We start from the raw sequence: 22,712 nt of genomic DNA on the forward strand, positions 1-22,712 counted from the left end.
GATCGCATGGCCCGTGTATCGCAGCAGCACCTGGACGCCCGCAGGCGACAGATCCTCGACGGCGCCACGCGCTGTTTCGCGCGCAACGGCTTCCACGCCACCTCCATGCAGGACGTGCTGCGCGAGGCCGATCTCTCGGCCGGCGCCGTCTACCGCTACTTCAGCGGCAAGGAGGAGCTGATCGCGGCCATCGTCAACGAGGTTCTCGACACCGTCAGGGAGGCGTTCGAGGACGCCGCGCGCCAGAGCCCTCCCGAGCCGCCCGACGTGCTGATCGGTCAGGTGATGGAGCGCGTGCTGGGCAGGGGGTTCGCCCAGGGTGTCGACGGCAGTACCCAGCTCCCCCGGATGATGGTGCAGGTGTGGACGGAGATCCTGCGCAACGAGGAGCTCTCCGCGCTGATCCGTACCGGGTTCGAGGCCGTGGTCGCCGCCTGGGTGCGGGTCGTCGAGGCGTACCGGGCGGCGGGGCTGATGCGCGCCGACATCCCGGCCGAGCATGTCGCCCGCACGATGATCGCCACCGCCCAGGGCTTCGCCGCCCAGCAGGTGCTGTTCGGCGCGGTTCCCGTCGAGGTCGTGCAGAACGGCCTGCGCGGACTGATGTCCATGGGCGAGCAAAGGCCCGGTTAACCTGCCGGAAAAACTTCCGCCGTAACGTGCGACGGCCGGCCGTGAAGCCCCTGCTCGCGTTCAACAGCGTGTTGAACTCGATGCGGGCGAGGACAGGGTCCAGGCCGGACCGGCTTAACAGTGAGGTGGAAGCGTGCAGTTGACCCCGCACGAGCAGGAACGGCTGCTCGTCCATGTGGCCGCCGACGTGGCGGCAAGACGGCTGGAGCGCGGGGTGCGACTCAACCACCCCGAAGCGGTCGCCCTGATCACCTCGCACCTCCTCGAAGGCGCCAGGGACGGCCGTACCGTCGCCGAACTCATGGCGTCCGGACGCACGGTGCTCACCCGCGACGACGTCATGGAGGGCATCCCCGAGATGATCCACGACGTCCAGGTGGAGGCCACCTTCCCGGACGGCACCAAGCTCGTCACCGTCCACGACCCGATCGTCTGACGGGGGAGCGCCGCCGATGATTCCCGGAGAGATCCTGTACGCGGAGGACCCCGTGCCCCTCAACGAGGGCCGCCCCGTCACCCGCCTCACCGTGCTCAACGCCGCCGACCGGCCCGTCCAGATCGGCTCCCACTACCACTTCGCCGAGACCAACCCCGGCCTGCGGTTCGACCGCGCGGCGGCGCGCGGCCTGCGGCTGAACGTCGCCGCAGGCACCTCCGTACGGTTCGAACCCGGCGTCCCCGTCGACGTCGAACTCGTCCCGCTCGCCGGGCGCCGCACCGTACCGGGGCTGCGCGGCGAGGTCGGAGGAGCCCTCGATGCCTGAGCTGAACCGAGCCGTCCACGCCGACCTCTTCGGCCCCACCACCGGCGACCGCGTCCGGCTCGCCGACACCGGCCTCCTGGTCGAGATCGAGGAGGACCGATCCGGCGGCCCCGGACTCGCCGGGGACGAGGCGGTGTTCGGCGGCGGCAAGGTGATCCGCGAGTCGATGGGCCAGTCCCGTACGACACGGGCCGAAGGCGCGCCCGACACCGTGATCACCGGCGCCGTGGTCATCGACCACTGGGGCGTCGTCAAGGCCGACATCGGCATCCGGGACGGCCGGATCACCGGCATCGGCAAGGCCGGCAACCCGGACACCATGGACGGCGTCCACCCCGACCTCGTCATCGGACCCGAGACCGAGATCATCGCGGGCAACGGGAAGATCCTCACCGCCGGAGCCGTCGACGCCCACGTCCACTTCATCTCACCGACCCTGATCGACCAGGCGCTCTCCTCCGGCATCACCACCCTCGTCGGCGGCGGTACGGGACCCGCCGAGGGGACGAAGGCCACCACCGTCACGCCCGGCCCCTGGCACCTGGCCCGGATGTTCGCCGCCCTGGAGTCGTCGCCCGTCAACATCGGACTGCTCGGCAAGGGCAACACGATGTCGCGCGACGCCATGTACTCCCAGCTGCGCGGCGGCGCACTCGGGTTCAAGATCCACGAGGACTGGGGGGCGACCCCGGCCGTCATCGACGCCTGCCTCGGCGTCTGCGAGGAGACGGGCGTCCAGCTCGCCATCCACACCGACACCCTCAACGAGGCCGGATTCGTCGCCGACACACTCGCCGCCGTCGCCGGGCGGACCCTGCACGCGTACCACTCGGAGGGCGCGGGAGGCGGCCACGCGCCCGACATCATCACGGTCGTGTCGGAGCCGTACATCCTGCCCAGCTCGACCAACCCGACCCGGCCGCACACCGTCAACACCATCGACGAACACCTCGACATGCTGATGGTGTGCCACCACCTCAACCCGGCCGTCCCCGAGGATCTGGCGTTCGCCGAATCACGGATCAGGCCGTCGACCATCGCGGCCGAGGACATCCTGCACGACCTCGGCGCGATCTCGATCATCTCCTCCGACTCGCAGGCCATGGGCCGTATCGGCGAAGTCGTCCTGCGGACCTGGCAGACCGCGCACGTCATGAAGAAGCGCCGGGGCGCCCTGCCCGGCGACGGCCGGGCCGACAATCACCGGGTCCGGCGCTACGTCGCCAAGTACACCGTCAACCCGGCCGTGGCGCAGGGACTCGGCCACGAGATCGGCTCCGTCGAGACCGGCAAGCTCGCCGATCTCGTCCTGTGGGACCCGGCGTTCTTCGGCGTCAAGCCCCAACTGGTCATCAAGGGCGGCCAGATCGCGTACGCGCAGATGGGCGACGCCAACGCGTCCATCCCCACGCCGCAACCCGTCATGCCCCGGCCCATGTTCGGCGCGACCGGCACCGCCCCCACGGCCAACTCGTTCAACTTCGTCTCCCAGGAGGCCATCGAGGACGCGCTGCCCGAACGCCTCGGCCTCGGCAAACGGTTCGTGGCGATCGAGAACACCCGCTCCGTCGGCAAGGCCGACATGCGGGAGAACGACGCCCTGCCGCGCGTCCAGGTCGATCCCGACACCTTCACGGTGACGATCGACGGCGATGTGGTCGAACCCGCGCCCGCCGCCGAACTGCCCCTGGCCCAGCGCTACTTCCTCTTCTGATGAGCCGCGCCGCGCTGCTCGTCCTCGCCGACGGCCGGTTTCCGGCCGGTGGCCACGCCCACTCGGGCGGCGCGCTGCCCGCCGCGTCGGCGCCGCTGCTCGACATCACCGCCGAGGCGCACGCGGCCTGGGCGGTGCGCCTCTTCGCCTCGTGACCACCGCCTCGTGACCACCGCCTCGTAACCACCGCCTCGTGACCACCGCCTCGTGACCACTGCCTAGTGACCACTGCCTCGTGACCACCGCACCGTGACCACCCCCGCCCCGCCGCACGCCCCCGAAGGAGCCGCACCGTGCACCTCGACCACGCCGACCCGTACACCGACCCGTACCTGGACCCGCACGGTCACGGCGCCGGGGCCGTGCGCCCCGACGGCTCCCGGCGCGCCCTGCGCGTCGGACTCGGCGGGCCCGTCGGCTCCGGCAAGACCGCGACCGTCGCGGCCCTGTGCCGGGCACTGCGCGACCAGTTGTCCATCGCCGTCGTCACCAACGACATCTACACCCGCGAGGACGCGGCGTTCCTGCTGCGCAACGCCGTGCTGCCGGCCGAGCGGATCAGGGCAGTCGAGACCGGCGCCTGCCCGCACACCGCGATCCGCGACGACATCTCCGCCAACCTCGAAGCCGTCGAGGATCTTCAGGACGCCGTGGGGCAGCTCGACCTGATCCTGGTCGAGTCCGGCGGGGACAACCTCACCGCCACCTTCTCCAAAGGACTCGTGGACGCGCAGATCTTCGTCATCGACGTCGCCGGCGGCGACGACATCCCCCGCAAGGGCGGCCCCGGCGTCACCACATCGGACCTGCTGGTGATCAACAAGACCGACCTCGCGCCGTACGTCGGCGCGGACCTCGGGCGCATGGCGTCCGACGCCAAGGAGCAACGCGGCGACCTGCCCGTCCTGTTCACCTCGCTCACCGGCCCGGCCGGGGTGGCCCCGGTGGCCGACTGGGTACGCGCACGGTTCACCGCCTGGACCGCATGAGCGTCCACGCCACCGCCCGGATCACCGCCGCGCCGGACGGGCGCGGCGGCACCGCCCTGCCCGTACTGGAAAGCGCCGGCCCGCTGGCGCTGCGCCGTACGCGGGCGGTCGGTACGGACGCCCCGGGCGCCCGTACCGTCGCGCCCGCCCGCGTCACCGTCGTCGGCGCGATGAGCGCGCCCCTCGGCGGGGACCGGCTCGCCCTGGAGGCGGTCGTACGGGACGGGGCCGCGCTCACCGTGGACGCGGCGGCGGCCATGATCGCGCTGCCCGGCCACCGCAGCGGCGAGGAGCCCGCCGACCACGCGGGCTACGACGTACGCCTGACGGTCGGCGACGGCGCCGTGCTGCACTGGCTGCCCGAACAGCTCATCTCCGTCGCCGGCAGCGACCTGCGGTCGCGCACCCGCGTCGAACTCGCCCCCACCGCCCGGCTGGTGCTGCGCGAGGAACAGATCCTCGGCCGGCACGGCGAACCGCCCGGCACCGTCACCACCCGGCTCACCGTGCACCGCGCGGGCCGCCCGCTGCTGGACCAGCAACTCGCCCTCGGTCCCGGCGCACCCGGCGGATGGGACGGCGGAGCGGTCCTCGGCGGACATCGGGCAGTCGGCCAACTCCTCGTGGTGGCACCGGAGTTCGAGGAGACACCGGTCACCGTGCGGCTGCTCGGCGAAACCGCCGTACGCACCCCGCTCGCCGGTCCCGGCGCGCTGGTGACCGCCCTCGCCCCCGACGCGCGAGCGCTGCGGCGGGTCCTGGACGACGCCCTGGCGGACGTGTACCGCTGAGCGGAACCGGACTCACCGGCTATCGGTTCGGCAAAGAAACAGGGCTGCGGCCTGTTCGCCACCCACTCACAGACGAAAGGATCCCCCCGGTAACCCTACGAACAGCGCCGCAGCGTGCGGCGCGCACACAGGGGGAGGTACCACTTGAGACGCACAGCAGTACTCGGCTCGGCCGGCACTCTGCTCGCGGGCACGCTCATAGCGACCACGCTCGCCGCCTCGTCGGCGAGCGCCGACGGCCACGCGGACAGCGGCTCGACGGCGCGGAGCAAGGAACAGAAGACCCTCAGCGCTCAGGCCAACGGAGTCAAGGCCGCCGCCGAGCGGGCCGCGAAGAAGGGCATCGACTGGGCGGACTGCCCGGCCGACTGGGCCCTGGAGAAGCCGATCCAGTGCGGCTACGTGAACGTCCCGCTCGACTACGCCCGTCCGGACGGCAAGCAGATCAAGATCGCCGTCGACCGGATAGGCAACACGGGCGGCGCGAGCGAGCGTCAGGGCTCCCTCGTCTACAACCCCGGTGGCCCCGGCGGTTCCGGCATGGCGTTCCCGCGCCGCGTCGTGACCAAGAACGCCATCTGGGCGGACGCGGCCAAGGCGTACGACTTCGTCGGATTCGACCCGCGCGGAGTCGGCCGCTCGACGCCCATCTCATGCGTCGACCCGCAGGAGTTCGTCAAGGCCCCCAAGGCCGACCCCGTCCCCGACAGCGAGGCCGACAAGCGCGCCCAGCGCAAGCTCGCGGCCGAGTACGCGGACGGCTGCAAGGAGCGCGGCGGCTGGATGCTGCCGCACATGACGACGCCCAACACCGCGCGTGACCTGGACGTCCTGCGGGCCGCGCTCGGCGACAAGAAGCTCAACTACGTGGGTGTCTCCTACGGCACCTACCTCGGCGCCGTCTACGGCACGCTCTTCCCGTCCCATGTGCGACGCATGGTGCTGGACAGCGTGGTCAACCCGTCGAAGGAGAAGATCTGGTACCAGGCCAACCTGGACCAGGACGTCGCCTTCGAGACACGCTTCGACGACTGGAAGAAGTGGGTCGCCGAGAACGACGCGGCGTTCCACATCGGCGACACCGTCGCGAAGGTCGAGAAGCAGTGGGACACGCTGCGCGCCACCGCCAAGAAGGACCCGATCGGGGGCGTCGTGGGACCGGCCGAACTCCTCGGCCTGTTCCAGAGCGCCCCGTACTACGACTCCAGCTGGGTGCCGGTCGCCGACACCTGGAGCAAGTACCTGGCCGGAGACACCCAGGCGCTCGTCGACGCCGCCGCGCCCGACCTTCTCGACACGGTGGGCAACGCCCGCGCGGAGAACAGCAACGCGGTCTACACCGCCGTCGAGTGCGCCGACGCCAAGTGGCCCACCAACTGGCGCACCTGGGACCGGGACAACACCCGGCTCCACCGCGACCACCCGTTCCTCACCTGGTCCAACGCCTGGATGAACCTGCCCTGCGCCACCTGGGGCGTGGAGCAGCAGACACCGGTCGAGGTCAGGACGGGCCGGGGCCTGCCGCCCGTACTGATCGCGCAGTCCACGCGCGACGCCGCCACCCCGTACGGGGGCGCCGTCGAGCTGCACAAGCGCTTCAAGGGCTCACGCCTGATCACCGAGCGGGACGCCGGTTCGCACGGCATCACCAATGTGGCGAACCCGTGCATCAACGACCGGGTCGAGTCGTATCTGCTCAGCGGCGAGCTGGACCGCCGCGACGTGACGTGCGCACCGCACGCCACACCCAAGCCGTGACGACCCGCCGGGTCGTCGGGCGCGGGAAGCAGCGGTGACAGGGGGCGACGGCCGACAAGGGCCGCCGCCCCTGCCTCATGTCAGCGTCGCAGCCGTGGGAACCTCTTCGCCGGTGCCCGCGCGGCCTCCTCGGCCTTCACCTCGGCGGCGTACCGGTCCACGTACTCCTGACCGGACAGCCCGAGGATCGCGTACATGATCTCGTCGGTCACCGCGCGGACCGCCGCCTTCTCGTTCTCCAGACCCGCGTAGCGCGAGAAGTCCAGTGGCTCACCGAAACGGATCGCGACCCGCCGGATGTTCGGGATCTTCTGGCCGGGAGGCTGGATCTCGAACGTGCCGACCATCGCGCACGGCACCACCGGGACCTGCGCCTTGATGGCCATCACCGCGACCCCGACCTTGCCCTTGTACAGCCGCCCGTCGTGCGAGCGCGTGCCCTCCGGGTAGATCCCCAGCAACTCACCCTTGCCGAGCACCCCGAGCCCTTCGCGGATCGCCGCCTGCCCGGCCTCCTTGCCGGACCGGTCGACGGGGATCTGACCGGCGCTGCGGAAGAACGTGGCGGTGAGGCGTCCCTTGACGCCGGGCCCGGTGAAGTACTCGGCCTTCGCGAGGAAGGTGATCCGCCGCCGGATGATGGCGGGCATCAGGAAATGATCGGAGAACGAGAGATGATTTCCCGCGACGATGGCGGCGCCGTCCGCCGGGATGTGTTCGAGTCCCTCGATCCGGGGCCGGAAGAGCAGTCGCAGCAGGGGCCCCAGGAGCACGTACTTCAGTACGTAATAGAACACGGCGTTTCTCCAACTCTGCCGGGTCGGCCGCGTGTCGCTGTGTCGGTGTGCCGGTGTTCAGCCTGGTCACGGCACGCGGGCGGAGGGATCAGCTGATCGGCGAGCTCGGTCGCGCCTGGTCAGTGCTGGTCGGACTCATACGGACTCCTTGCGCGCGTTACTGACGATTCGTCACTTCGCTGAATGGTGACCGGGCTTGTCTTCCGTATCCGTGTTCGGTGATCGATCGTAGCCTGGGCCCGCTCCCGCGGAGAGCCCCGGAATGCATCGGCTTTCGTTGTTCTCGGCGACGCGCCGTGTGAAGTGCGCGGCGATCCTTGAGACCGCCGTTCCTGGCTCCCTTTCCGGCGGTTCTGTGCGCTTCCTGTGTGCGGTGTGGGCATGACGCGGAGACATCTCGACGCGCGTGCGGATGACGGAGACCGCCACCCGGCCGGACCACGGCCGGCGGCCCGCAACATCCGCCCCCGTAACGGAGGTTTCTGTGTTCCCGGGTGGACCGAGTGTTCCTCGCACAGGTTTATCGGCCATACTGCCAGCCGTGGAGCGCATCGATCCGATAATCCAGCCCGTACCCGCCGCGGGGACCGATCCCGGATACATCCCTGGGCTCATGGCACCCCGCCTCGTGAAGGAGCCTGACGACGCCACCAAGGACGTTCCTCAGGAGACCGCCGACGACGAGGTGACCGACGAGGCGGCCGAAGAGGTGACCGCGCAGGCGCCGGACGCGCCGGCCGTCGACGAGGCCGAATCACCCGACGCGAAGGCCGACGCGAAGCCCGACGACGCCGAGACCGGCACCGGCGACGGCGACACCGACGGCCCCGTCTTCGAGGTCAGCGACCGCCGCGCCTCGATGACCGCCGACCGCACCGGCATCCGGCTCACGCTGGACGAGGAGGAGGCGGACTTCGGCTGGGGCGAGATCGGCGCCGTGGAGGTCGAGACCCCCCGATTCGGTCGCCGGTTCACCGTCACCGTGCACACGACCGGCCGCCGCCACTACCGGTCGGAGGTCGACGCGCCTTCCCGGAGCAGCCTCAAGGAGTGGACGGCCGAACTCGACGTGGTGCTGGACGCCTACTTCGAAGAAGCCTGACCGCGCCGCGTATCTCCTGATTCCTCGGTCCCGTCCGGGCCGCACTCCGGACGGCCCCGCCCAGGTGGCCGGTCCGTCGGCCCTCCTGTGCACTTGGGGCTGGCGGCCCCGAACGGGCGGGCCGCGTGCTGCCCGCATGGGCGGCCGACGACCGAGGAGTCCTTGATGAGACGGCACACCAGGACAGTCACCGCACTGGCCTCAGCCCTGCTGGTCGCCACCGCGGCAGCCGGGTGTTCGAACGGCGGCGACCAGGGCAGCGCCAGTGGTACGGACAGCGGCAGCCGCGCCGACAGCGGCAAGGTCGACGTCGATGTGGTCCCGGCGGCTTCGGCCTCGGCGTCAGCGTCCCCGTCGCCCTCGTCGTCGGCAGCACCCGCCGTCGACGTGAAGAACGGTTCCTTCGGCAAGATGCTGGTCGACGAGCAGGGCCGGACGCTCTACGAGTTCGACAAGGACACCAAGGACAAGTCGATGTGCACGGGCAACTGCGCCCAGGCATGGCCGCCCTTCACCGTCAAGACGAAGCCGGCCGCGGGCAGCGGGATCAAGGCCGATCTGCTCAAGACCACGAAGCGCTCCGACGGCAGCGAGCAGGTGACGTACAACGGGCGCCCGCTGTACCGGTTCGAGGCGGACAAGAAGCCCGGTGACATCCACGGCCAGGACGTCAACGCCTTCGGCGCCAAGTGGTTCATCATGGACCCCGCCGGCAAGAAGATCACCACCCAGCCCCAGACGAACAACGGCGGCGGTTACTGATCATCGGCCGGTCCGGCCCACGAACGCTCGGAGACGCGATGCCGCTCTCGATCCGTACCGGCCGGACGCGGCTCGCCGTGGCCGCCGCTGCCTGCGCCGTCGCTCTGACGACCCTCGTCGGTTGTTCGGACGGCGGCGGAGGCGGTGGCGGCGGCAGCGCGACGACGTCGGCCGCCAGCCCCACGACCGGTGGACAGACCCAGGTCACCATCGACAACTTCAAGTTCCAGCCGGCCTCCCTGACCGTCGCACCCGGGGCGAAGATCACCGTGGTCAACAAGGACACGACGACCCACACCCTGACGGCGACCAAGGGCGCGTCCTTCGACACCGGTGACATCGCGCCGGGCAAGAGCGCCACCATCACCGCCCCGTCGAAGCCCGGCGCCTTCCCGTACGACTGCACGATCCACCCGTTCATGACGGGCACACTCACCGTCAAGTGAGTCCCGGCCGGCGGCTCCGTCCGCGGCGCGAATGGAGACCCCCCAATGTCAGCAGAGCCCACCGCCTCGTCCGCCGCGCCCACGCACCGGCGCGGGGCCGGCCACTTCCTGCGGGGCGTGGCCCGGTTGCTCGCCGCGGCCGGCCTCGCCGTCGACGCGTACATGCACGCGCATCTCGCCGACCAGTACGACGCCGTATCGGCGAGCATCAGCCAGGGCACCCTCTTCCGGATCGAGGCCGGACTGGCGGCGCTGGCCGCGCTGCTCGTCCTCGTGTGGCGCCGCTGGCCGAGCGATCTCTTCGCCTGGTCGGTGGCGGCCGGCGGGCTCGCGCTCCTGCTCATCTACCGCTATGTGAACGTCGGCACGCTCGGACCGCTGCCGAACATGTACGAGCCGATCTGGTACGGCGACAAGCGGACCACCGTGGTGGCCCAGGCGGTCGCCGTCGTCGCCACGGTCTATCTGCTGCTTTTCCGTCCCCGGAGTAATCTGAAGTGAGCGGGGGCGTGCTGAGCGCTGGAGGTGAGGGCGACGATTCATGTCCGTCACAGATGACTCCGGACAGAGCCCGGTGGGAGCTGTCGGACGGATCACCGTCCCGATCCCGCCGGACGGCCCCGGGGAAGTGCTGGTGGCCGTGCGTGGCGGCTCCGAGGCGTACGCGGCCTGGTCAGACCGGCCGATCGGCACCAACGTCCAGGTGCTGGTGACCGACCGGGTCTCGGCCCGCTCGGTGATGGTGGAGCCTCTTCCCGAGTGAGGCCCACTCGCATCCGAATACGCGTGTATCGCGAAACCACATCGCGGTGCACGTCGTGTGAGTGTGTATGAGGACGGGAGTTCCCTCATGTTGTTCTGGCGTGTTCCAGCACCGAACGAGGCGATGCTCATCTCCGGTTCCAAACGGCAGGTCCAGGACACCCAGTTCCGGATCGTCACCGGTCACGGCAGTTTCGTTCTTCCCATCAAACAGAAGGCCCGCATGCTGTCCCTGGCGCTGCGGGAGGCGGAGATAGCCGAGGACTGCGTCACCCAGCAGGGCATCCGGCTGACCGTACGCGCGGTGACCGTGTTCAAGGTCGGCGACGACGCCGTGTCGATCGCCAACGCCGCCCGGCGCTTCCTCGCCGAGCAGGACAAGATGGAAGAGCTGGTGGGCCGGATCTTCGCCGGTCACCTGCGGTCCATCATCGGCGGACTCACCGTCGAACAGATCATCCGCGAGCGGGACAGGGTCGCCCAGGAAGTGAAGGCGGGCAGCCACAGCGAGATGGAGAAGCTCGGCATCGTCGTGGACGCCCTCCAGATCCAGGAGATCGAGGACGCCACCGGCTACATCAACAACCTGGCGGCGCCGCACGCCGCGGCAGTCGCGAGCCAGGCCCGTATCGCCGCGGCCAGGGCGGACCAGGAAGCCGCCGAGCGGGAGCAGCAGGCGGCGGCGCTGAAGGCCGAGTACGAGAGGGACACCTCGATCAAGCGCGCCGGCTTCGAGGCGGAGACCGAGCAGGTACGGGCGCGCGCCTCCCAGGCGGGACCGCTCGCCCAGGCGAAGGCCTCGCAGGAGGTCATCGAGGAACAGACGGCGCTGGCCGAGCGGCAGGCCATGCTGGCGGCCCAGCGGCTGGAGGCGGAGGTCAGGCGCCCGGCGGACGCGGAGGCGTACCGCAGGCGGACTCTCGCACAGGGCGAGGCCGACGCGAACACCGCGCGTGCCCTGTCCCTGCGGGAAGGCAACCAGGAACTCCTCGCGGCCAACCGCGTCGTGGAGGTGCTGCCGGAGCTGGCCGACTCGGCGGCCAAGGGGCTGGCGGCCTCCAACCTCACCGTCCTCAATGGCACCGACGGTGTCAACGAGATGGCGGCGGGGCTGGTCGGCCAGGGCATGACCATTCTCAACTCGCTGCAACGGGGCTCCGGTTCGACCCGGTCGCCGGCCGACGACGGCGAGGACAGGGACACGAACCAGGACCCGGCGTCGAAGATGAACGGAAAGGCACCGGCGCGGGTGGACAAGGCCGCTTGACCACGCTCGGCCACGCACCTGCCACGCGCCGAGGGCGCGCTCCGACGTTCCGGGGCGCGCCCTACGCCTTCGCTGCCGCCGGCCGCCGGGGGGATCTCGTCGGCAAGCCGCCCCTGCTTCGCCGACGGGTCAACACACCCCCATGCGAAGGCAGTTGACGCCCGGTCAGTCACTCACGCGCAGTACGATCTTCCCCCGCGTGCGGCCCTCCCGGACCCGGCGGTGCGCCTCGGCCGCGTCCGCCAGCGGCAGGACGTCCGCCACCTCGACGCGCACCGCGCCCTGGTCGATCAGTCCGGCGATCCGGGTGAGGGCCGTGCCGTCCGGCTCCACCAGGAAGGCGGTCGCGCGCAGCCCCTGCGCGCGGGCGCCCTCCAGCAGTTCCGGCGCGACACCGGACGGGACGGCGACGATCGTGCCACCGGGCCGCAGGGTCTTCAGCGAGCGGCTGGTCGTCGCGTCCTGCGCCTCGCCCACCAGGTCGATGACGACGTCGACGTCGCTCACCACGTCCTCGAAGCGCACCTTCGTGTAGTCCACGAGCTCGTCCGCGCCCAGCTCCCGCAGCCAGTCGTGCTTGGCGGCGCTCGCCGTGCCGATGACATGGGCCCCGAGATGCTTGGCGAACTGCACCGCCAGGTGCCCCACACCGCCCGCCGCCGCGTGGATCAGCACCCGCTGCCCCGCCTCGACGCGCGCCGCGTCCACGAGCGACTGCCAGGCGGTCAGCCCGGCCAGCGGCACGGCCGCGGCGGCGTCGTGGCCGATGGTGCGGGGCTTGGGAGCGAACTGCCGTGAGGGCGCGGTCACATACTCGGCGTACGCGGAGGCCGGCCGCGGGAACCACGGCATCCCGTACACCTCGTCACCCACCTTCAGCGTGTGCACCCCGAAGCCGACCTCCGCCACGACGCCGGACACGTCCCAGCCCAGGACGAACGGCGGTTCGCCCAGGAGACCGGCTATGCCACCGCTCTCGCGGGACTTCCAGTCCACCGGGTTCACGCCCGCCGCGTGTACCCGTACCAGCACCTCGGTCGGCACCGGCCGGGGCCGCGGCAGGTCGCGGAGGCGCAGTACCTCGGGGCCGCCGAGGGAGTCCTGGGTGATGGCACGCATGGTCGGCTCACTGCTCATGTCGGTCAAGGCTCCTGAAAGAGTGCGGTGGATCTTCGCCCCCGAAAAGGTACTCCCCGGCGCCGCGACCGACGACGTCAGTTGCCGCGCGAGGCGACCATCGCGACCGTCACCAGACCCAGCACCACCCACCCGAACCAGAGCCAGCCGTTGCTCCCCAGCGCCGCCGTGTAGGCCGTCACGACCACCAGCGCACCGACGGTGAGTATTCCCATCGTCTTCGTGGATCCGGATCCGGACATGTAGTCCTCCTCCTGGCCGTGACCGTGGCCCCGGCCGTGACCGTGAAGACCATCGTCACCCGAAAGGGGCGTTCCGCGCTACTGTCCGCGCTACTGTCCGCGTGCCCGCAACGACGCGAGGTAGGCGTTGTACGCGGCCAGCTCCTTGTCGCCGTCCCGGTCGGCGGCCCGGTCCGAGCGCTTGGCCTGGCGCTGGTCCGACCGGTACCACTGGTACACCAGCGCGACCAGCACCAGGACGGACGGGATCTCGCTGAACGCCCAGGCGATGCCGCCGGCGGCGTTCTGGTCTTCGAGCGGGTCGATACCCAGGGACGCCGGCGGATTCCCGTACGCCCGCACCATCGGCTCGCTCGCCATCATCAGCGCGATCCCGAAGAACGCGTGGAACGGCATCCCGGCGAACAGCTCCAGCATCCGCATCAGATAGCCGGGCCGGTGCGGCCCCGGGTCCACGCCCATGATCGGCCAGAAGAAGATCAGCCCGACGGAGAGGAAGTGCACCATCATCGCGATGTGCCCCGGCTTCGACTCCATGAGGAAGTCGAAGAGGGGGGTGAAGTAGAGGCCGTAGAGGCTCGCGATGAACAGCGGGATCGTGAAGACGGGATGCGACACGAACCGCAGGAACCGGCTGTGCAGCACCGCCAGCAGCAGCTCACGTGGCCCCTTGCGCCCCCGGCCCGCGACCGGCAGCGCCCGCAGCGCCAGCGTCACCGGGGCGCCGAGCAGCAGCAGGATCGGCGACACCATGCTGATCGCCATGTGCTGGACCATGTGCACGCTGAACATGACCATGCCGTAGTCGTTCAGCGCGGTGCACATCATCAGTGCCACGCTCAGCACGCCGAGCACGAAGGCGATGGTGCGGCCCGGCGACCAGCTGTCGCCCCGCGCCCGCAGCCGCAGCACACCCCAGCCGTACAGCGCGAGCGCCAGCAGACAGCCCACGAGGAAGAACGCGTCGGGTGAGAACTCCAGCGCGCGGCTCAGCGTGAACGGCGGCAGATCCATCGTCGTGCCGTGCCCGCCGTGATCCATACGTGCTCTCCCGCCGGGACGATCCAGGACGATCCTGATCGGTGCGATGTGTCCGCACCCGGAACCAGAGTAGAACCGCCCCCGGCGCCGTTCGCGGCCGGGGGCGGTTCGTCGTACCAACGCGGGCGAGTGGGGTTCAGAGCACGCACTCCGCCTCGGCGTACCGCTCCGCGGGCACCGTCTTCAGCGTCTCGACGGCCTCCGCGAGCGGCACCATCACGATGTCCGTGCCGCGCAGCGCCGTCATCATGCCGAACTCGCCGCGGTGCGTGGCCTCCACCGCGTGCCAGCCGAAGCGGGTCGCCAGCACCCGGTCGTACGCGGTGGGGGTCCCGCCGCGCTGGACATGGCCCAGTATCACCGGCCGCGCCTCCTTGCCCAGGCGCTCCTCCAGCTCGACGGAGAGCTGCCTGGCCACGCCCGCGAAGCGCTGGTGCCCGTAGATGTCCTTGCCGCCGACATCGAACTCCATGGAGCCCTCACGGGGCTTGGCGCCCTCGGCGACCACGACGATCGCGAAGCGCTTGCCCGCCGAGAACCGCTTGCCGACCAGCTCGGTCAGCTCCCCGATGTCGAAGGGGCGCTCCGGGACGACGATGGCGTGCGCACCGGCGGCCATGCCCGAGTGCAGCGCGATCCAGCCCGTCTCACGGCCCATGACCTCGACGATGAGCACGCGCTGGTGGGACTCGGCGGTGGTCTTCAGCCGGTCCAGTGCCTCCGTGGCGACACCGACGGCGGTGTCGAAGCCGAAGGTCACATCCGTGGAGGAGATGTCGTTGTCGATGGTCTTCGGCACGCCGACGATCGGCAGCCCCGCCTCGGAGAGGAGGTTGGCCGCCTTGAGGGTGCCCTCGCCGCCGATCGGGATGACCGCGTCGAGACCGAGGTCGGCCACATGCCCCTTCGCGCGCTCCACACCGTCACGCAGATGCGCGGGCTGGACGCGGGAGGAGCCGAGGATCGTGCCGCCACGGGCCAGGATGCCGCCGACCGCGTCGAGGTCGAGCTTGCGGTAATCGCACTCCAGCAGGCCCTTCCAGCCGTCGTGGAAGCCGATGACCTCGTCACCGTGGTCGACGACGGCGCGGTGCACCACGGACCGGATCACCGCATTGAGACCGGGGCAGTCGCCGCCGGAGGTGAGTACACCAATTCGCATTGCCCGGAGAACCTTTGCAACGTGTGCCGACGGCCGGACCACGTCGTCCGGCTGAATCCCCGCCACCCTACCGGCGCGGGGTGGCGGGACCGAACCAGGCGTCCGCCTGCTGGACGCCCCCGGTCGAACGGGGTGCGCCGGGCCGGGCCGGTGGGTCAGGCCGGCTGGGTCGCGGCGGCGATGCGCTCGGCGCGCAGCGCCTCGTACCACCGGTCGTCCGCCGGCGGCAGCGCGTTCACGTCGAGTGCCAGCTTCAGCAGCAGGTCGGCGATCAGCGGGTTCCTGGCCAGGACCGGGCCGTGCATGTACGTACCGAACACCGTGTCGTTGTACGCGCCCTCGGTGCCGTCACCCGTGCCGTTGCCCCGGCCGAGCGACACCCGCGCGAACGGCCGGGCGGTCGGGCCGAGATGGGTGATGCCCTGGTGGTTCTCGAAACCGGTCAGCGGCGGCAGCCCCAGATGCGGATCGATGTCGCCCAGCACGTCTCCGACACACCGCTCGCCCTCACCACGGTTGGAGATCACGTCGAGCAGCCCGAGACCGCCCTCGCGCTCGCCCAGGTCGTTGACGAACTCGTGGCCCAGGATCTGGTAGCCGGCACAGACCGAGAACACGATGGCGCCGTTGGACACCGCCCGGTTGAGGCCGCCGTCACGGCGCAGCCGCTCGGCCGCCAGCCGCTGCGGCCGGTCCTCGCCGCCGCCGATGAGATAGATGTCGCCGGAGGTCGGCACGGGCTGGTCGCTGCGCACGTCCACGCGGGTGACGTCGAGACCGCGCTGCCGGGCCCGGCGCTCCACCACCAGGGCGTTGCCCTGGTCTCCGTACGTGCTCAGCAGATCCGGGTAGATCCACACCAGCCGCAGACTGTTGTCACTCATCGCTCGCTCGTCCCTCTCCCTCTTGGTCCGTCTCAATTGCCCACGCGGCGGCGCAGGTCCTGGAACGACGTGTAGTTGGCGATCGCCTCGATACGTCCGGGCGGCGCCATCCGCACGGCTTCGTCGGCGTTCTCGCACACCCGGAAGTCCAGGCCCGCGACCTCCAGCCGCACGGCCAGGTCCAGCTTGCGGTCACCGATGACGAAGATCGGGTGACCGGCCAGCCGGGTGTAGTCCACGTCCCACAGCCACGAGGTGTCCGTGCCGTCGGCGCCACGGGCGTTGACCGCGAGGATGACGGGGGTGGGCGGCGGGTCGATGAGCGAGAACGTCTCCAGCCAGCCCGCCGGGTTCTTCGCCAGCAGCAGCCGCAGGTCACGGCCGAGGAAGGACACCACGTCGTACCGGCCGGCGACGGCCTGCACCTGGTACATGCGCTCCAGGGCGACCTGCGGGGGCACCCCGAAGGTGGCGGCGACGGCGGCGGAGGTGGCGGCGTTCGCACGGTTCGCGCGGCCGGGCAGCTGGAGGTGGATCGGCCAGGCGGAGCCGTGCGGGTCCAGCACATGGTCGCCGTGCAGCGCCCAGCTCGGGGCGGGCCTGCGGAAACCGCACTGGCCGCAGAACCAGTCGTCGCCCGGACGCTGCATCACACCGCCGCAGGAGGGGCACGACCAGGCGTCGTCCTTCCACTCCTGGCCGGCCGCGACCCACACCACGTTCGGGGACGACGACGCGGCCCACACGATCAGCGGGTCGTCGGCGTTGGCGATGACCACGGCCTTCGTGCCGGCCAGCCCCTCGCGCCAGTGCTCGGCGAGCATGCGGGTCTCCGCGGCGCGGTCCAGCTGGTCGCGGGAGAGATTGAGCAGGGCGATCGCCTTGGGCGTGGTGTCGCGGGCGACACCGGCGAGGTACTTCTCGTCCACCTCGATCACGCCGTACTTGGCGTCCGAACCGCCCGCGAGGGCGGACGTGATGCCGGCCGGCATGTTCGCGCCCAGCGCGTTCGACACCACGGGGCCGCTGGCCCGCAGGGCCTCGGCGATCAGCCGTGTCGTGGTCGTCTTGCCGTTCGTCGCCGACACCAGCACGACGTCCAGATGCTGCGCGAGAGCCGCCAGCAGATCCGGGTCGAGCCGCAACGCCACCTTGCCGCCGATCACCGATCCGCTGCCGCGCCCCGCAGCGCGTGACACCGCCGCTGCGGCCTTGCCTGCCGTCACGGCCAGCTTGGCCCGTGGCGACAGCGGGTCCGTGTTGCCTGCCATCGTCCTTGATCCTCCTCGCGTCGGTCCGTGCTCAGCCTATCGAGATACGCGCACAGGCCCGAACCACGGCACCGGAGAAGGGGCTGATCGTTGTCACACGTACGCCTGAACGACCGCACCGGACGGGCGTTTCCAGGGCGGCTGCCGGGGCGCCGGGGACGGATCGCGCGCCGGAGGGACGGGCTGTATCCGCGACGACGGGGCTTTCGCGCCGGTTGTACGACCCCGGTCCCACCGCTCCGGCCGCCGGGTGGCGGATGTCGCGGCCGGGACGAGTGGCGTTCCCCACGCCCACCCGCGCCACGTGGCCCGCACACCACCGCCACGCGGCCCCCGACGGTCCTTCACATCCCCGCCGGGGCCGGGGCGTCGCCGGGCGCGGTGACCGCAAGGGTTCGCGTTCACCGGGTCCGTCCGGTGGGCCGGTCCGTCCTCAATCGCCGGACGGGCTTGGATGCGCGGCGGCCCGATCCGAAGGACACACGGGGCTCACCCCACCGCCACACCGCCGAGCCACACCCGGGCGGGCCGCAGGGCCGCGTCCAACTCGACCAGATCGGCCCGCAGTCCGGGCCGCAGCTCCCCCCGGTCGCGCAGTCCCAGCAGCCGGGCGGCCGTGCCGGACGTCATCCGCACCGCGTCCGGCAACGGGATCCCCACCGACGGCTCGGCCACGGACCCGCCCTCGGACACGGACACGGACACCGCCCGGCGGAACGCCTCCGCCACGAACAGCGTCGACCCGGCGAGCGTGTCGGTGCCGCGCAGCCGGGCCACCCCGCCCGCGACGGTCACCTCGCGGTCCGCGAAGGCGTAGTCCCCGTCCGCCATGCCCGCCGCCGGCATCGCGTCACTGACCAGCATCAGCCGGTCGGGGCCCGCGATCCGGTGCGCCAGCCGTACGGTGTCGTCGGCCAAGTGGTGCCCGTCCAGGACCAGTTCGCACACCAGCCGCGGATCCAGCAGCGCGGCGGCGACCGGGCCCGGTTCCCGGTGGTGCAGCGGCGGCATCGCGTTGAACAGGTGCGTCACCGCGCGGGCTCCGAGACCGGCGGCCCGCGCGAACTGGGCCGCGTCCGCGTCGGTATGGCCCAGGCAGCACAGCAGTTCGTCCGCGTACCGTCGGATCAGCTCCGGCGCGCCCGGCAGTTCGGGCGCCACGGTCATCGACATCGCGTGCCCGCCCGCCGCGTCGAGCAGCCGCGCCATCAGGTCCGGGTCGGGGTCGCGCAGCGCGGTGCGGGTCTGCGCGCCGCGCCGCGCGGGCGACAGGAACGGCCCCTCGAAGTGGATCCCCACCAGGTTGGGTGCGGACCCGTCGTCGATGACCGAAGCGATCGCGCGTACGGCCGCCTCCATGGCGCGCGGCTCGACCGTCGCGACGGACGCCAGCATCGTGGTCGTACCCCGCGCGAGATGCCCCGCCGCCGCCCCCCGTACGGCGGCGGGGTCGCCGGTGTAGACCGAGTGGCCGGCGCCGCCGTGGCAGTGCGGATCCACGAATCCCGGCACGACGAGCCGGCCGCCCAGCCGCACGACGGCGTCCGCCCCGCCGGGCGGGGCGCCCGTCCCCAGCGAGTGGATGAGCCCGTCCCGTACGAGCAGCCACCCGTCCATGACACCGGCGTCCGCCGTCGCGAACCTGCCGCCGGTGAAGAGCCGCCCGCCACCGGCCGGCCCCCGTGCCGGACGGCCCGCGCTCACCGGGTGCCCAGCAGCGCGCCCACCGCCGCCCGCGCGCACACGCGCGACGCGCCGAAGGTACGCACCCAGCCCCGGAAGCCGTCGAAGTCGTCGCCGGGCACGCCCATGTCGACCACCACACAGCCGGGATACCGCTCCAGCAGCTCGTCCAGGACCGGCCGCTGCCAGGGGAACCGGTGCGAGCTGCGTACCAGCAGGATCACATCGGCGTCCGGCCCGAACTCGTCCAGATACAGGCCGACTTCGGCCTTGATCATGCCCTCGGCGTTGTACGTGTCGCCCGCCACCGCGAGCGCCTCGACGTCGATGCCCGCCGCGCGCAGCGGCGCCTCCACGCCCCAGGCGGCGCCACCCTGCGCGGGGGAGTGCGTCGGGTCGAGCCGTACGACCAGGGCGCGGCTTCCCTTGAGCGCCGCGTCGCCGCGCACCTCCAGGACGTCGCGGGCCTGGCGCTCGCCGACGGCGTCGTCGTGCGCGATGCCGGTGGCACGCGGCCGGGTGCCGAGCTTCGCGAGTCGGGCGTTCGCCTCGCGCAGCCGCTCCAGGGGCAGGGTGCCGTTCTCCACGGCGGCCACCAGCGCGGCGGCCGCCGCGTCCACGTCGTCCCCGAACGCCCACGCGCCCAGGCACAGCGCGTCCGCGCCGGCCGCGATCGCCCGCACCGCCGCCTCGGGCAGGGCGGCCACGTCGGCGATGCCGCGCATCTCCAGCGCGTCGGTGATGACGACGCCGTCGAAGCCCAGCTCGTCGCGGAGCAGCCCGGTGAGTACGGCGGGGCTGATGGTGGCGGGCACGTCGTCCAACTGGCTGAGGTGGACGTGCGACACCATGATGCTGTCGACGCCGGCGGCGATGGCCGCGCGGAACGGGTCGAGGTAGTGGTCCACCAGCTCCCGCCGGGACAGGTCCACGGTGGGCGTGCCGAGGTGCGCGTCGGTGGAGCTGAGCCCGTGGCCGGGGAAGTGCTTGGCGCAGGCGCTCACCCCGGCGGCCTGCAGCCCCTCCACCCAGGCCGCCGCGTGTTTGGCGACCAGCGCGCGATCGGCGCCGAAGGTGCGGATGCCGTTGGGGGACAGGGGGTTGACGGCCGCGTCGACGGCGGGCGCCAGATCCCAGTCGACGCCGGCCTCCACCAGCGAGAGGCCGATCTGGTAGGCGGCCTCGCGGGTCCGCTCGGGGTCGTCGAGGCGGCCCAGGGCGTGATTGCCCGGTACGGACGTACCGCCGTGGTCCTCCAGGCGGTTGACGTCGCCACCCTCCTCGTCGATGGAGAGCAGCACGTGGTCACGGAGGCCGTGCAGGGCCGTGGTCAGCTCCCGTACCTGCTCGGCGGAGGCGATGTCCTTGCCGAACAGGACGAAGCCGCCGAGTCCTTCGGCGACCCGGGCGCGCACCCACTTGGGGACGGTTCCGCGTCCGAGCGCGGGGAACAGCACGCCGTGGGCGAGCCGGGACAGCTCGGTCATGATTCGATTCCTCACCTGTTGCGATAGCTGTTGCGATACCTGTTGCGATGGGTCGTCGTGCGGTGGTCGTGCGGTCGTGGGCACGGGGTGGGTGTGCCGGGGGCGCCGCGCGGGGCCGAGTGGTCGACTGCGCGCGGCGCCCGGATCAGCCCTTCACCGCGCCGCTGGTCATGCCGCCCACGAGACGGCGCTGCACCAGCAGGAAGAAGACGAGCACGGGGATGGAGAAGATGGTCGACGCGGCGATCATCGCGCCGTAGTCGACGCTCTCCGATGTCTTGAACGACACGAGCCAGACCGGCAGCGTGTAGTTGTCCTGCGATTTCATGATCACGTAGGCGAAGATGTAGTCGTCCCACGCGTTGACGAAGGCGAAGATCGAGGTCGCCACGATGCCGGGCATCAACAGGGGCAGCAGCACCCGTACATACATCTGGAACCGCCCGCACCCGTCGACGAGCGCGGCCTCCTCCAGCTCGACGGGGACACCGTCCACGAACCCGCGCAGCGTCCAGATCGTGAACGGCAGCACGAAGGTCATATAGGTGAAGACGAGGCCCGGCAGGAAGTCCAGTCCGCCCACCGACCGGAGCATCAGATACACCGGGATGACCATGGCCGCCGCCGGGACCATCTGCACCAGCACCAGGATGGTCAGGATCGCCTTGCGGCCGGCGAACCGGAACCGCGCGATCGCGATCGCCGCGAACAGCGAGATGATCAGCGACAGGACGACCGAGGAGACCGTGACCGTCAGGGAGTTGCGGACGAACGTCCAGAAGCCCGCCTTGTCCAGCGCCCGGGTGAAGTTCTCCAGGCTCATCGGCCAGGGGATGAACTTCGGTACGGAGCTGAGGATGTCGGACCGCTGTTTGAGCGCGGTGGCCACCATCCAGTAGACGGGGAACACCATCACGGCGGACACCGCCATCGCGATGACGTTGTTGGTGGTGCGCCGTCGTTGCGCGTGTGTGCGCGGCTTCTTCGGGGCCGGTGACTCCGGTGCTGTCTTCAGCGCCGGGGTCGGGGCCGGCGTCGGGGCGCTCATACGACATCTCCCTGCCGGGACAGCCTGCGGATGTAGGCGACGGAGAACAGGGCGAGGATCATCACGGTCACCACCGCGACCGACGCGCCGCTCCCGTACTCGTTACGGCTGAACGCGGTGATGTACGCGTACACGCCGAGCGTGGTGGTCGCCCCGTCGGGGCCGCCCTGCGTCAGCACCCAGATCGGGGTGAAGGAGTTGACCGACCAGATCACTTCGAGAATGGTGAGGATCGCGAGGACGGGCCGCATGATCGGGATGGTGATGTGGCGGAACATCTGGAGCGTTCCCGCACCGTCGAGGCGGGCCGCCTCGTACAGGGACTCGGATATCTGACCGCGCGCCGCGAACAGGGTCAGCGCGACGAACGGCAGTCCCTTCCAGACCGTCAGCAGGATGATCAGACCCAGCGCCTGGGTGGGATGGGAGAACCAGTCGTAGGCCGACATGTCGCCGAAGACCCGGAACTGGGTGAGCAGCCAGTTGGCGACGCCGTACTGCGGCTGGAACATCCACTGCCAGACCAGGGTCGCCGCCACCATGGGCATCGCCCACACCAGCACCAGGCACATGGTGAGGACGACACGGGCCCACGGCGAGACACCCATCAGCAGGTGCGAGATGAGGAATCCCAGCACCATCAGCAGAGTCACGCACACCAGCGTGAACACCACGGTCCGCAACAGGACGGCCAGGAAGTCGGCGTCCGTGAAGATCCGGGTGAAGTTGTCCAGCCCGATGAAGTCCGACTGCCCCGTGAACAGCGACCGGGGGCCGAACTCCTGCGTGGACAGGGTGAGCAGCCGAAGCAGGGGATAACCCTGGATCAGCAGGAGCGCGGCCAGGGCCGGGGCGAGCATCGCCCAGGGCAGCATCCGGGACCGCTGTGTCCGGGGACGCCGGCCCGGCGGCCGGGTGCGGCGGTCCCGGTCCGGTGCGCGCACCGGACGGTGCTTCTCAGTGAGTGCCATC

The 22,712-nt window shown here is 71.0% G+C and carries 24 protein-coding genes and 2 pseudogenes; 15 read left to right on the forward strand and 11 right to left on the reverse strand.

The features are described 5' to 3' along the window. The first annotated feature begins 6 nt into the window (after positions 1-6). From OG700_RS34665 to OG700_RS34705, 9 genes and pseudogenes are all read left to right on the forward strand, one after another. A complete protein-coding gene (locus OG700_RS34665; protein ID WP_405620580.1) occupies positions 7-633 on the forward strand; it encodes a TetR/AcrR family transcriptional regulator in 627 nt (208 codons plus the stop codon). A gap of 133 nt (positions 634-766) precedes the next feature. Beyond that, entirely contained in the window at positions 767-1,069 is a 303-nt protein-coding gene (locus OG700_RS34670; RefSeq protein ID WP_405620582.1) for an urease subunit gamma, read from the forward strand. Positions 1,070-1,085: 16 nt separating this feature from the next. Further along, positions 1,086-1,397, forward strand: coding sequence for an urease subunit beta (locus OG700_RS34675; RefSeq protein ID WP_405620584.1), 312 nt, complete (start codon positions 1,086-1,088; stop codon positions 1,395-1,397). Further along, positions 1,390-3,111 carry an urease subunit alpha gene (locus OG700_RS34680; RefSeq protein ID WP_405620586.1) on the forward strand — a complete coding sequence of 574 codons (1,722 nt, stop codon included), beginning with the start codon at positions 1,390-1,392 and terminating at the stop codon, positions 3,109-3,111. The genes OG700_RS34675 and OG700_RS34680 overlap by 8 nt, the downstream gene beginning before the upstream one ends. After that, a pseudogene (locus tag OG700_RS34685) lies at positions 3,111-3,195 on the forward strand (urease accessory protein UreF); the annotation flags it as partial. The gene OG700_RS34680 and the pseudogene OG700_RS34685, both read left to right, overlap by 1 nt. Further along, positions 3,183-3,266, forward strand: a pseudogene (locus OG700_RS34690) (urease accessory protein UreF); the annotation flags it as partial. The pseudogenes OG700_RS34685 and OG700_RS34690, both read left to right, overlap by 13 nt. A gap of 138 nt (positions 3,267-3,404) precedes the next feature. Then, a complete protein-coding gene (gene ureG, locus OG700_RS34695) occupies positions 3,405-4,100 on the forward strand; it encodes an urease accessory protein UreG (protein ID WP_405620588.1) in 696 nt (231 codons plus the stop codon). After that, entirely contained in the window at positions 4,097-4,891 is a 795-nt protein-coding gene (locus OG700_RS34700; protein ID WP_405620590.1) for an urease accessory protein UreD, read from the forward strand. The genes ureG and OG700_RS34700 overlap by 4 nt, the downstream gene beginning before the upstream one ends. Before the next feature lie 144 nt (positions 4,892-5,035). Then, positions 5,036-6,649 carry an alpha/beta hydrolase gene (locus OG700_RS34705; RefSeq protein ID WP_405620592.1) on the forward strand — a complete coding sequence of 538 codons (1,614 nt, stop codon included), beginning with the start codon at positions 5,036-5,038 and terminating at the stop codon, positions 6,647-6,649. A gap of 80 nt (positions 6,650-6,729) precedes the next feature. Here the strand turns inward: OG700_RS34705 and OG700_RS34710 are convergent, their stop codons facing one another. Then, positions 6,730-7,446: a lysophospholipid acyltransferase family protein gene (locus tag OG700_RS34710; RefSeq protein WP_405620594.1), complete on the reverse strand. Its 717-nt coding sequence runs from the start codon at positions 7,444-7,446 to the stop codon at positions 6,730-6,732. A gap of 613 nt (positions 7,447-8,059) precedes the next feature. Between OG700_RS34710 and OG700_RS34715 the strand changes: the two genes are divergently transcribed. The 6 genes from OG700_RS34715 to OG700_RS34740 all read left to right on the forward strand — a co-directional run bounded on the left by OG700_RS34715 (position 8,060) and on the right by OG700_RS34740 (position 11,785). Next, positions 8,060-8,548 carry a hypothetical protein gene (locus OG700_RS34715; protein ID WP_405620596.1) on the forward strand — a complete coding sequence of 163 codons (489 nt, stop codon included), beginning with the start codon at positions 8,060-8,062 and terminating at the stop codon, positions 8,546-8,548. Positions 8,549-8,713: 165 nt separating this feature from the next. Beyond that, positions 8,714-9,310 carry a hypothetical protein gene (locus tag OG700_RS34720; RefSeq protein ID WP_405620598.1) on the forward strand — a complete coding sequence of 199 codons (597 nt, stop codon included), beginning with the start codon at positions 8,714-8,716 and terminating at the stop codon, positions 9,308-9,310. Positions 9,311-9,348: 38 nt separating this feature from the next. Continuing rightward, positions 9,349-9,756: a cupredoxin domain-containing protein gene (locus OG700_RS34725; protein WP_405620600.1), complete on the forward strand. Its 408-nt coding sequence runs from the start codon at positions 9,349-9,351 to the stop codon at positions 9,754-9,756. Positions 9,757-9,801: 45 nt separating this feature from the next. Then, positions 9,802-10,257, forward strand: coding sequence for a hypothetical protein (locus tag OG700_RS34730; protein WP_405620602.1), 456 nt, complete (start codon positions 9,802-9,804; stop codon positions 10,255-10,257). Between the two features lie 40 nt (positions 10,258-10,297). Further along, positions 10,298-10,519 (forward strand): hypothetical protein, encoded by a 222-nt coding sequence (locus OG700_RS34735; protein ID WP_405620604.1) that lies wholly within the window; start codon positions 10,298-10,300, stop codon positions 10,517-10,519. An 87-nt stretch (positions 10,520-10,606) separates the two neighbouring features. Beyond that, complete coding sequence (locus OG700_RS34740; RefSeq protein ID WP_405620606.1) at positions 10,607-11,785, forward strand: SPFH domain-containing protein; 1,179 nt, start codon at positions 10,607-10,609, stop codon at positions 11,783-11,785. Between the two features lie 165 nt (positions 11,786-11,950). On the opposite strand, the gene OG700_RS34745 is transcribed toward OG700_RS34740, so the two are convergent. The 10 genes from OG700_RS34745 to OG700_RS34790 form a co-directional block, all read right to left on the reverse strand. Next, positions 11,951-12,922, reverse strand: coding sequence for an NADP-dependent oxidoreductase (locus OG700_RS34745; RefSeq protein WP_405620608.1), 972 nt, complete (start codon positions 12,920-12,922; stop codon positions 11,951-11,953). 77 nt (positions 12,923-12,999) lie between these two features. After that, positions 13,000-13,164 carry a hypothetical protein gene (locus OG700_RS34750; protein ID WP_405620610.1) on the reverse strand — a complete coding sequence of 55 codons (165 nt, stop codon included), beginning with the start codon at positions 13,162-13,164 and terminating at the stop codon, positions 13,000-13,002. A 90-nt stretch (positions 13,165-13,254) separates the two neighbouring features. Then, positions 13,255-14,205, reverse strand: a complete 951-nt coding sequence (locus OG700_RS34755) for a cytochrome c oxidase assembly protein (RefSeq protein WP_405620612.1) — start codon at positions 14,203-14,205, stop codon at positions 13,255-13,257. Between the two features lie 136 nt (positions 14,206-14,341). Continuing rightward, entirely contained in the window at positions 14,342-15,367 is a 1,026-nt protein-coding gene (locus OG700_RS34760) for a 6-phosphofructokinase (protein WP_363241926.1), read from the reverse strand. A gap of 155 nt (positions 15,368-15,522) precedes the next feature. After that, positions 15,523-16,251 carry a type 1 glutamine amidotransferase gene (locus OG700_RS34765; protein WP_405620614.1) on the reverse strand — a complete coding sequence of 243 codons (729 nt, stop codon included), beginning with the start codon at positions 16,249-16,251 and terminating at the stop codon, positions 15,523-15,525. Positions 16,252-16,283: 32 nt separating this feature from the next. After that, entirely contained in the window at positions 16,284-17,522 is a 1,239-nt protein-coding gene (locus OG700_RS34770) for a MurT ligase domain-containing protein (protein WP_405620616.1), read from the reverse strand. Positions 17,523-18,011: 489 nt separating this feature from the next. Next, positions 18,012-19,226, reverse strand: coding sequence for an N-acetylglucosamine-6-phosphate deacetylase (gene nagA, locus OG700_RS34775; protein ID WP_405620618.1), 1,215 nt, complete (start codon positions 19,224-19,226; stop codon positions 18,012-18,014). Further along, the gene (locus OG700_RS34780) at positions 19,223-20,692 is read right to left on the reverse strand and encodes a glycoside hydrolase family 3 protein (protein WP_405620620.1); all 1,470 of its coding nucleotides are present in this window, start codon (positions 20,690-20,692) and stop codon (positions 19,223-19,225) included. Before OG700_RS34780 ends, nagA begins: the two co-directional genes overlap by 4 nt. A 145-nt stretch (positions 20,693-20,837) precedes the next feature. Continuing rightward, the gene (locus OG700_RS34785; protein WP_405620622.1) at positions 20,838-21,740 is read right to left on the reverse strand and encodes a carbohydrate ABC transporter permease; all 903 of its coding nucleotides are present in this window, start codon (positions 21,738-21,740) and stop codon (positions 20,838-20,840) included. After that, positions 21,737-22,711 carry a carbohydrate ABC transporter permease gene (locus OG700_RS34790; protein WP_405620624.1) on the reverse strand — a complete coding sequence of 325 codons (975 nt, stop codon included), beginning with the start codon at positions 22,709-22,711 and terminating at the stop codon, positions 21,737-21,739. The genes OG700_RS34785 and OG700_RS34790 overlap by 4 nt, the downstream gene beginning before the upstream one ends. Position 22,712: the final 1 nt, after the last annotated feature.

Origin of the sequence: Streptomyces sp. NBC_01508 (assembly GCF_045040315.1) — a bacterium.
Lineage (GTDB): Bacteria > Actinomycetota > Actinomycetes > Streptomycetales > Streptomycetaceae > Streptomyces.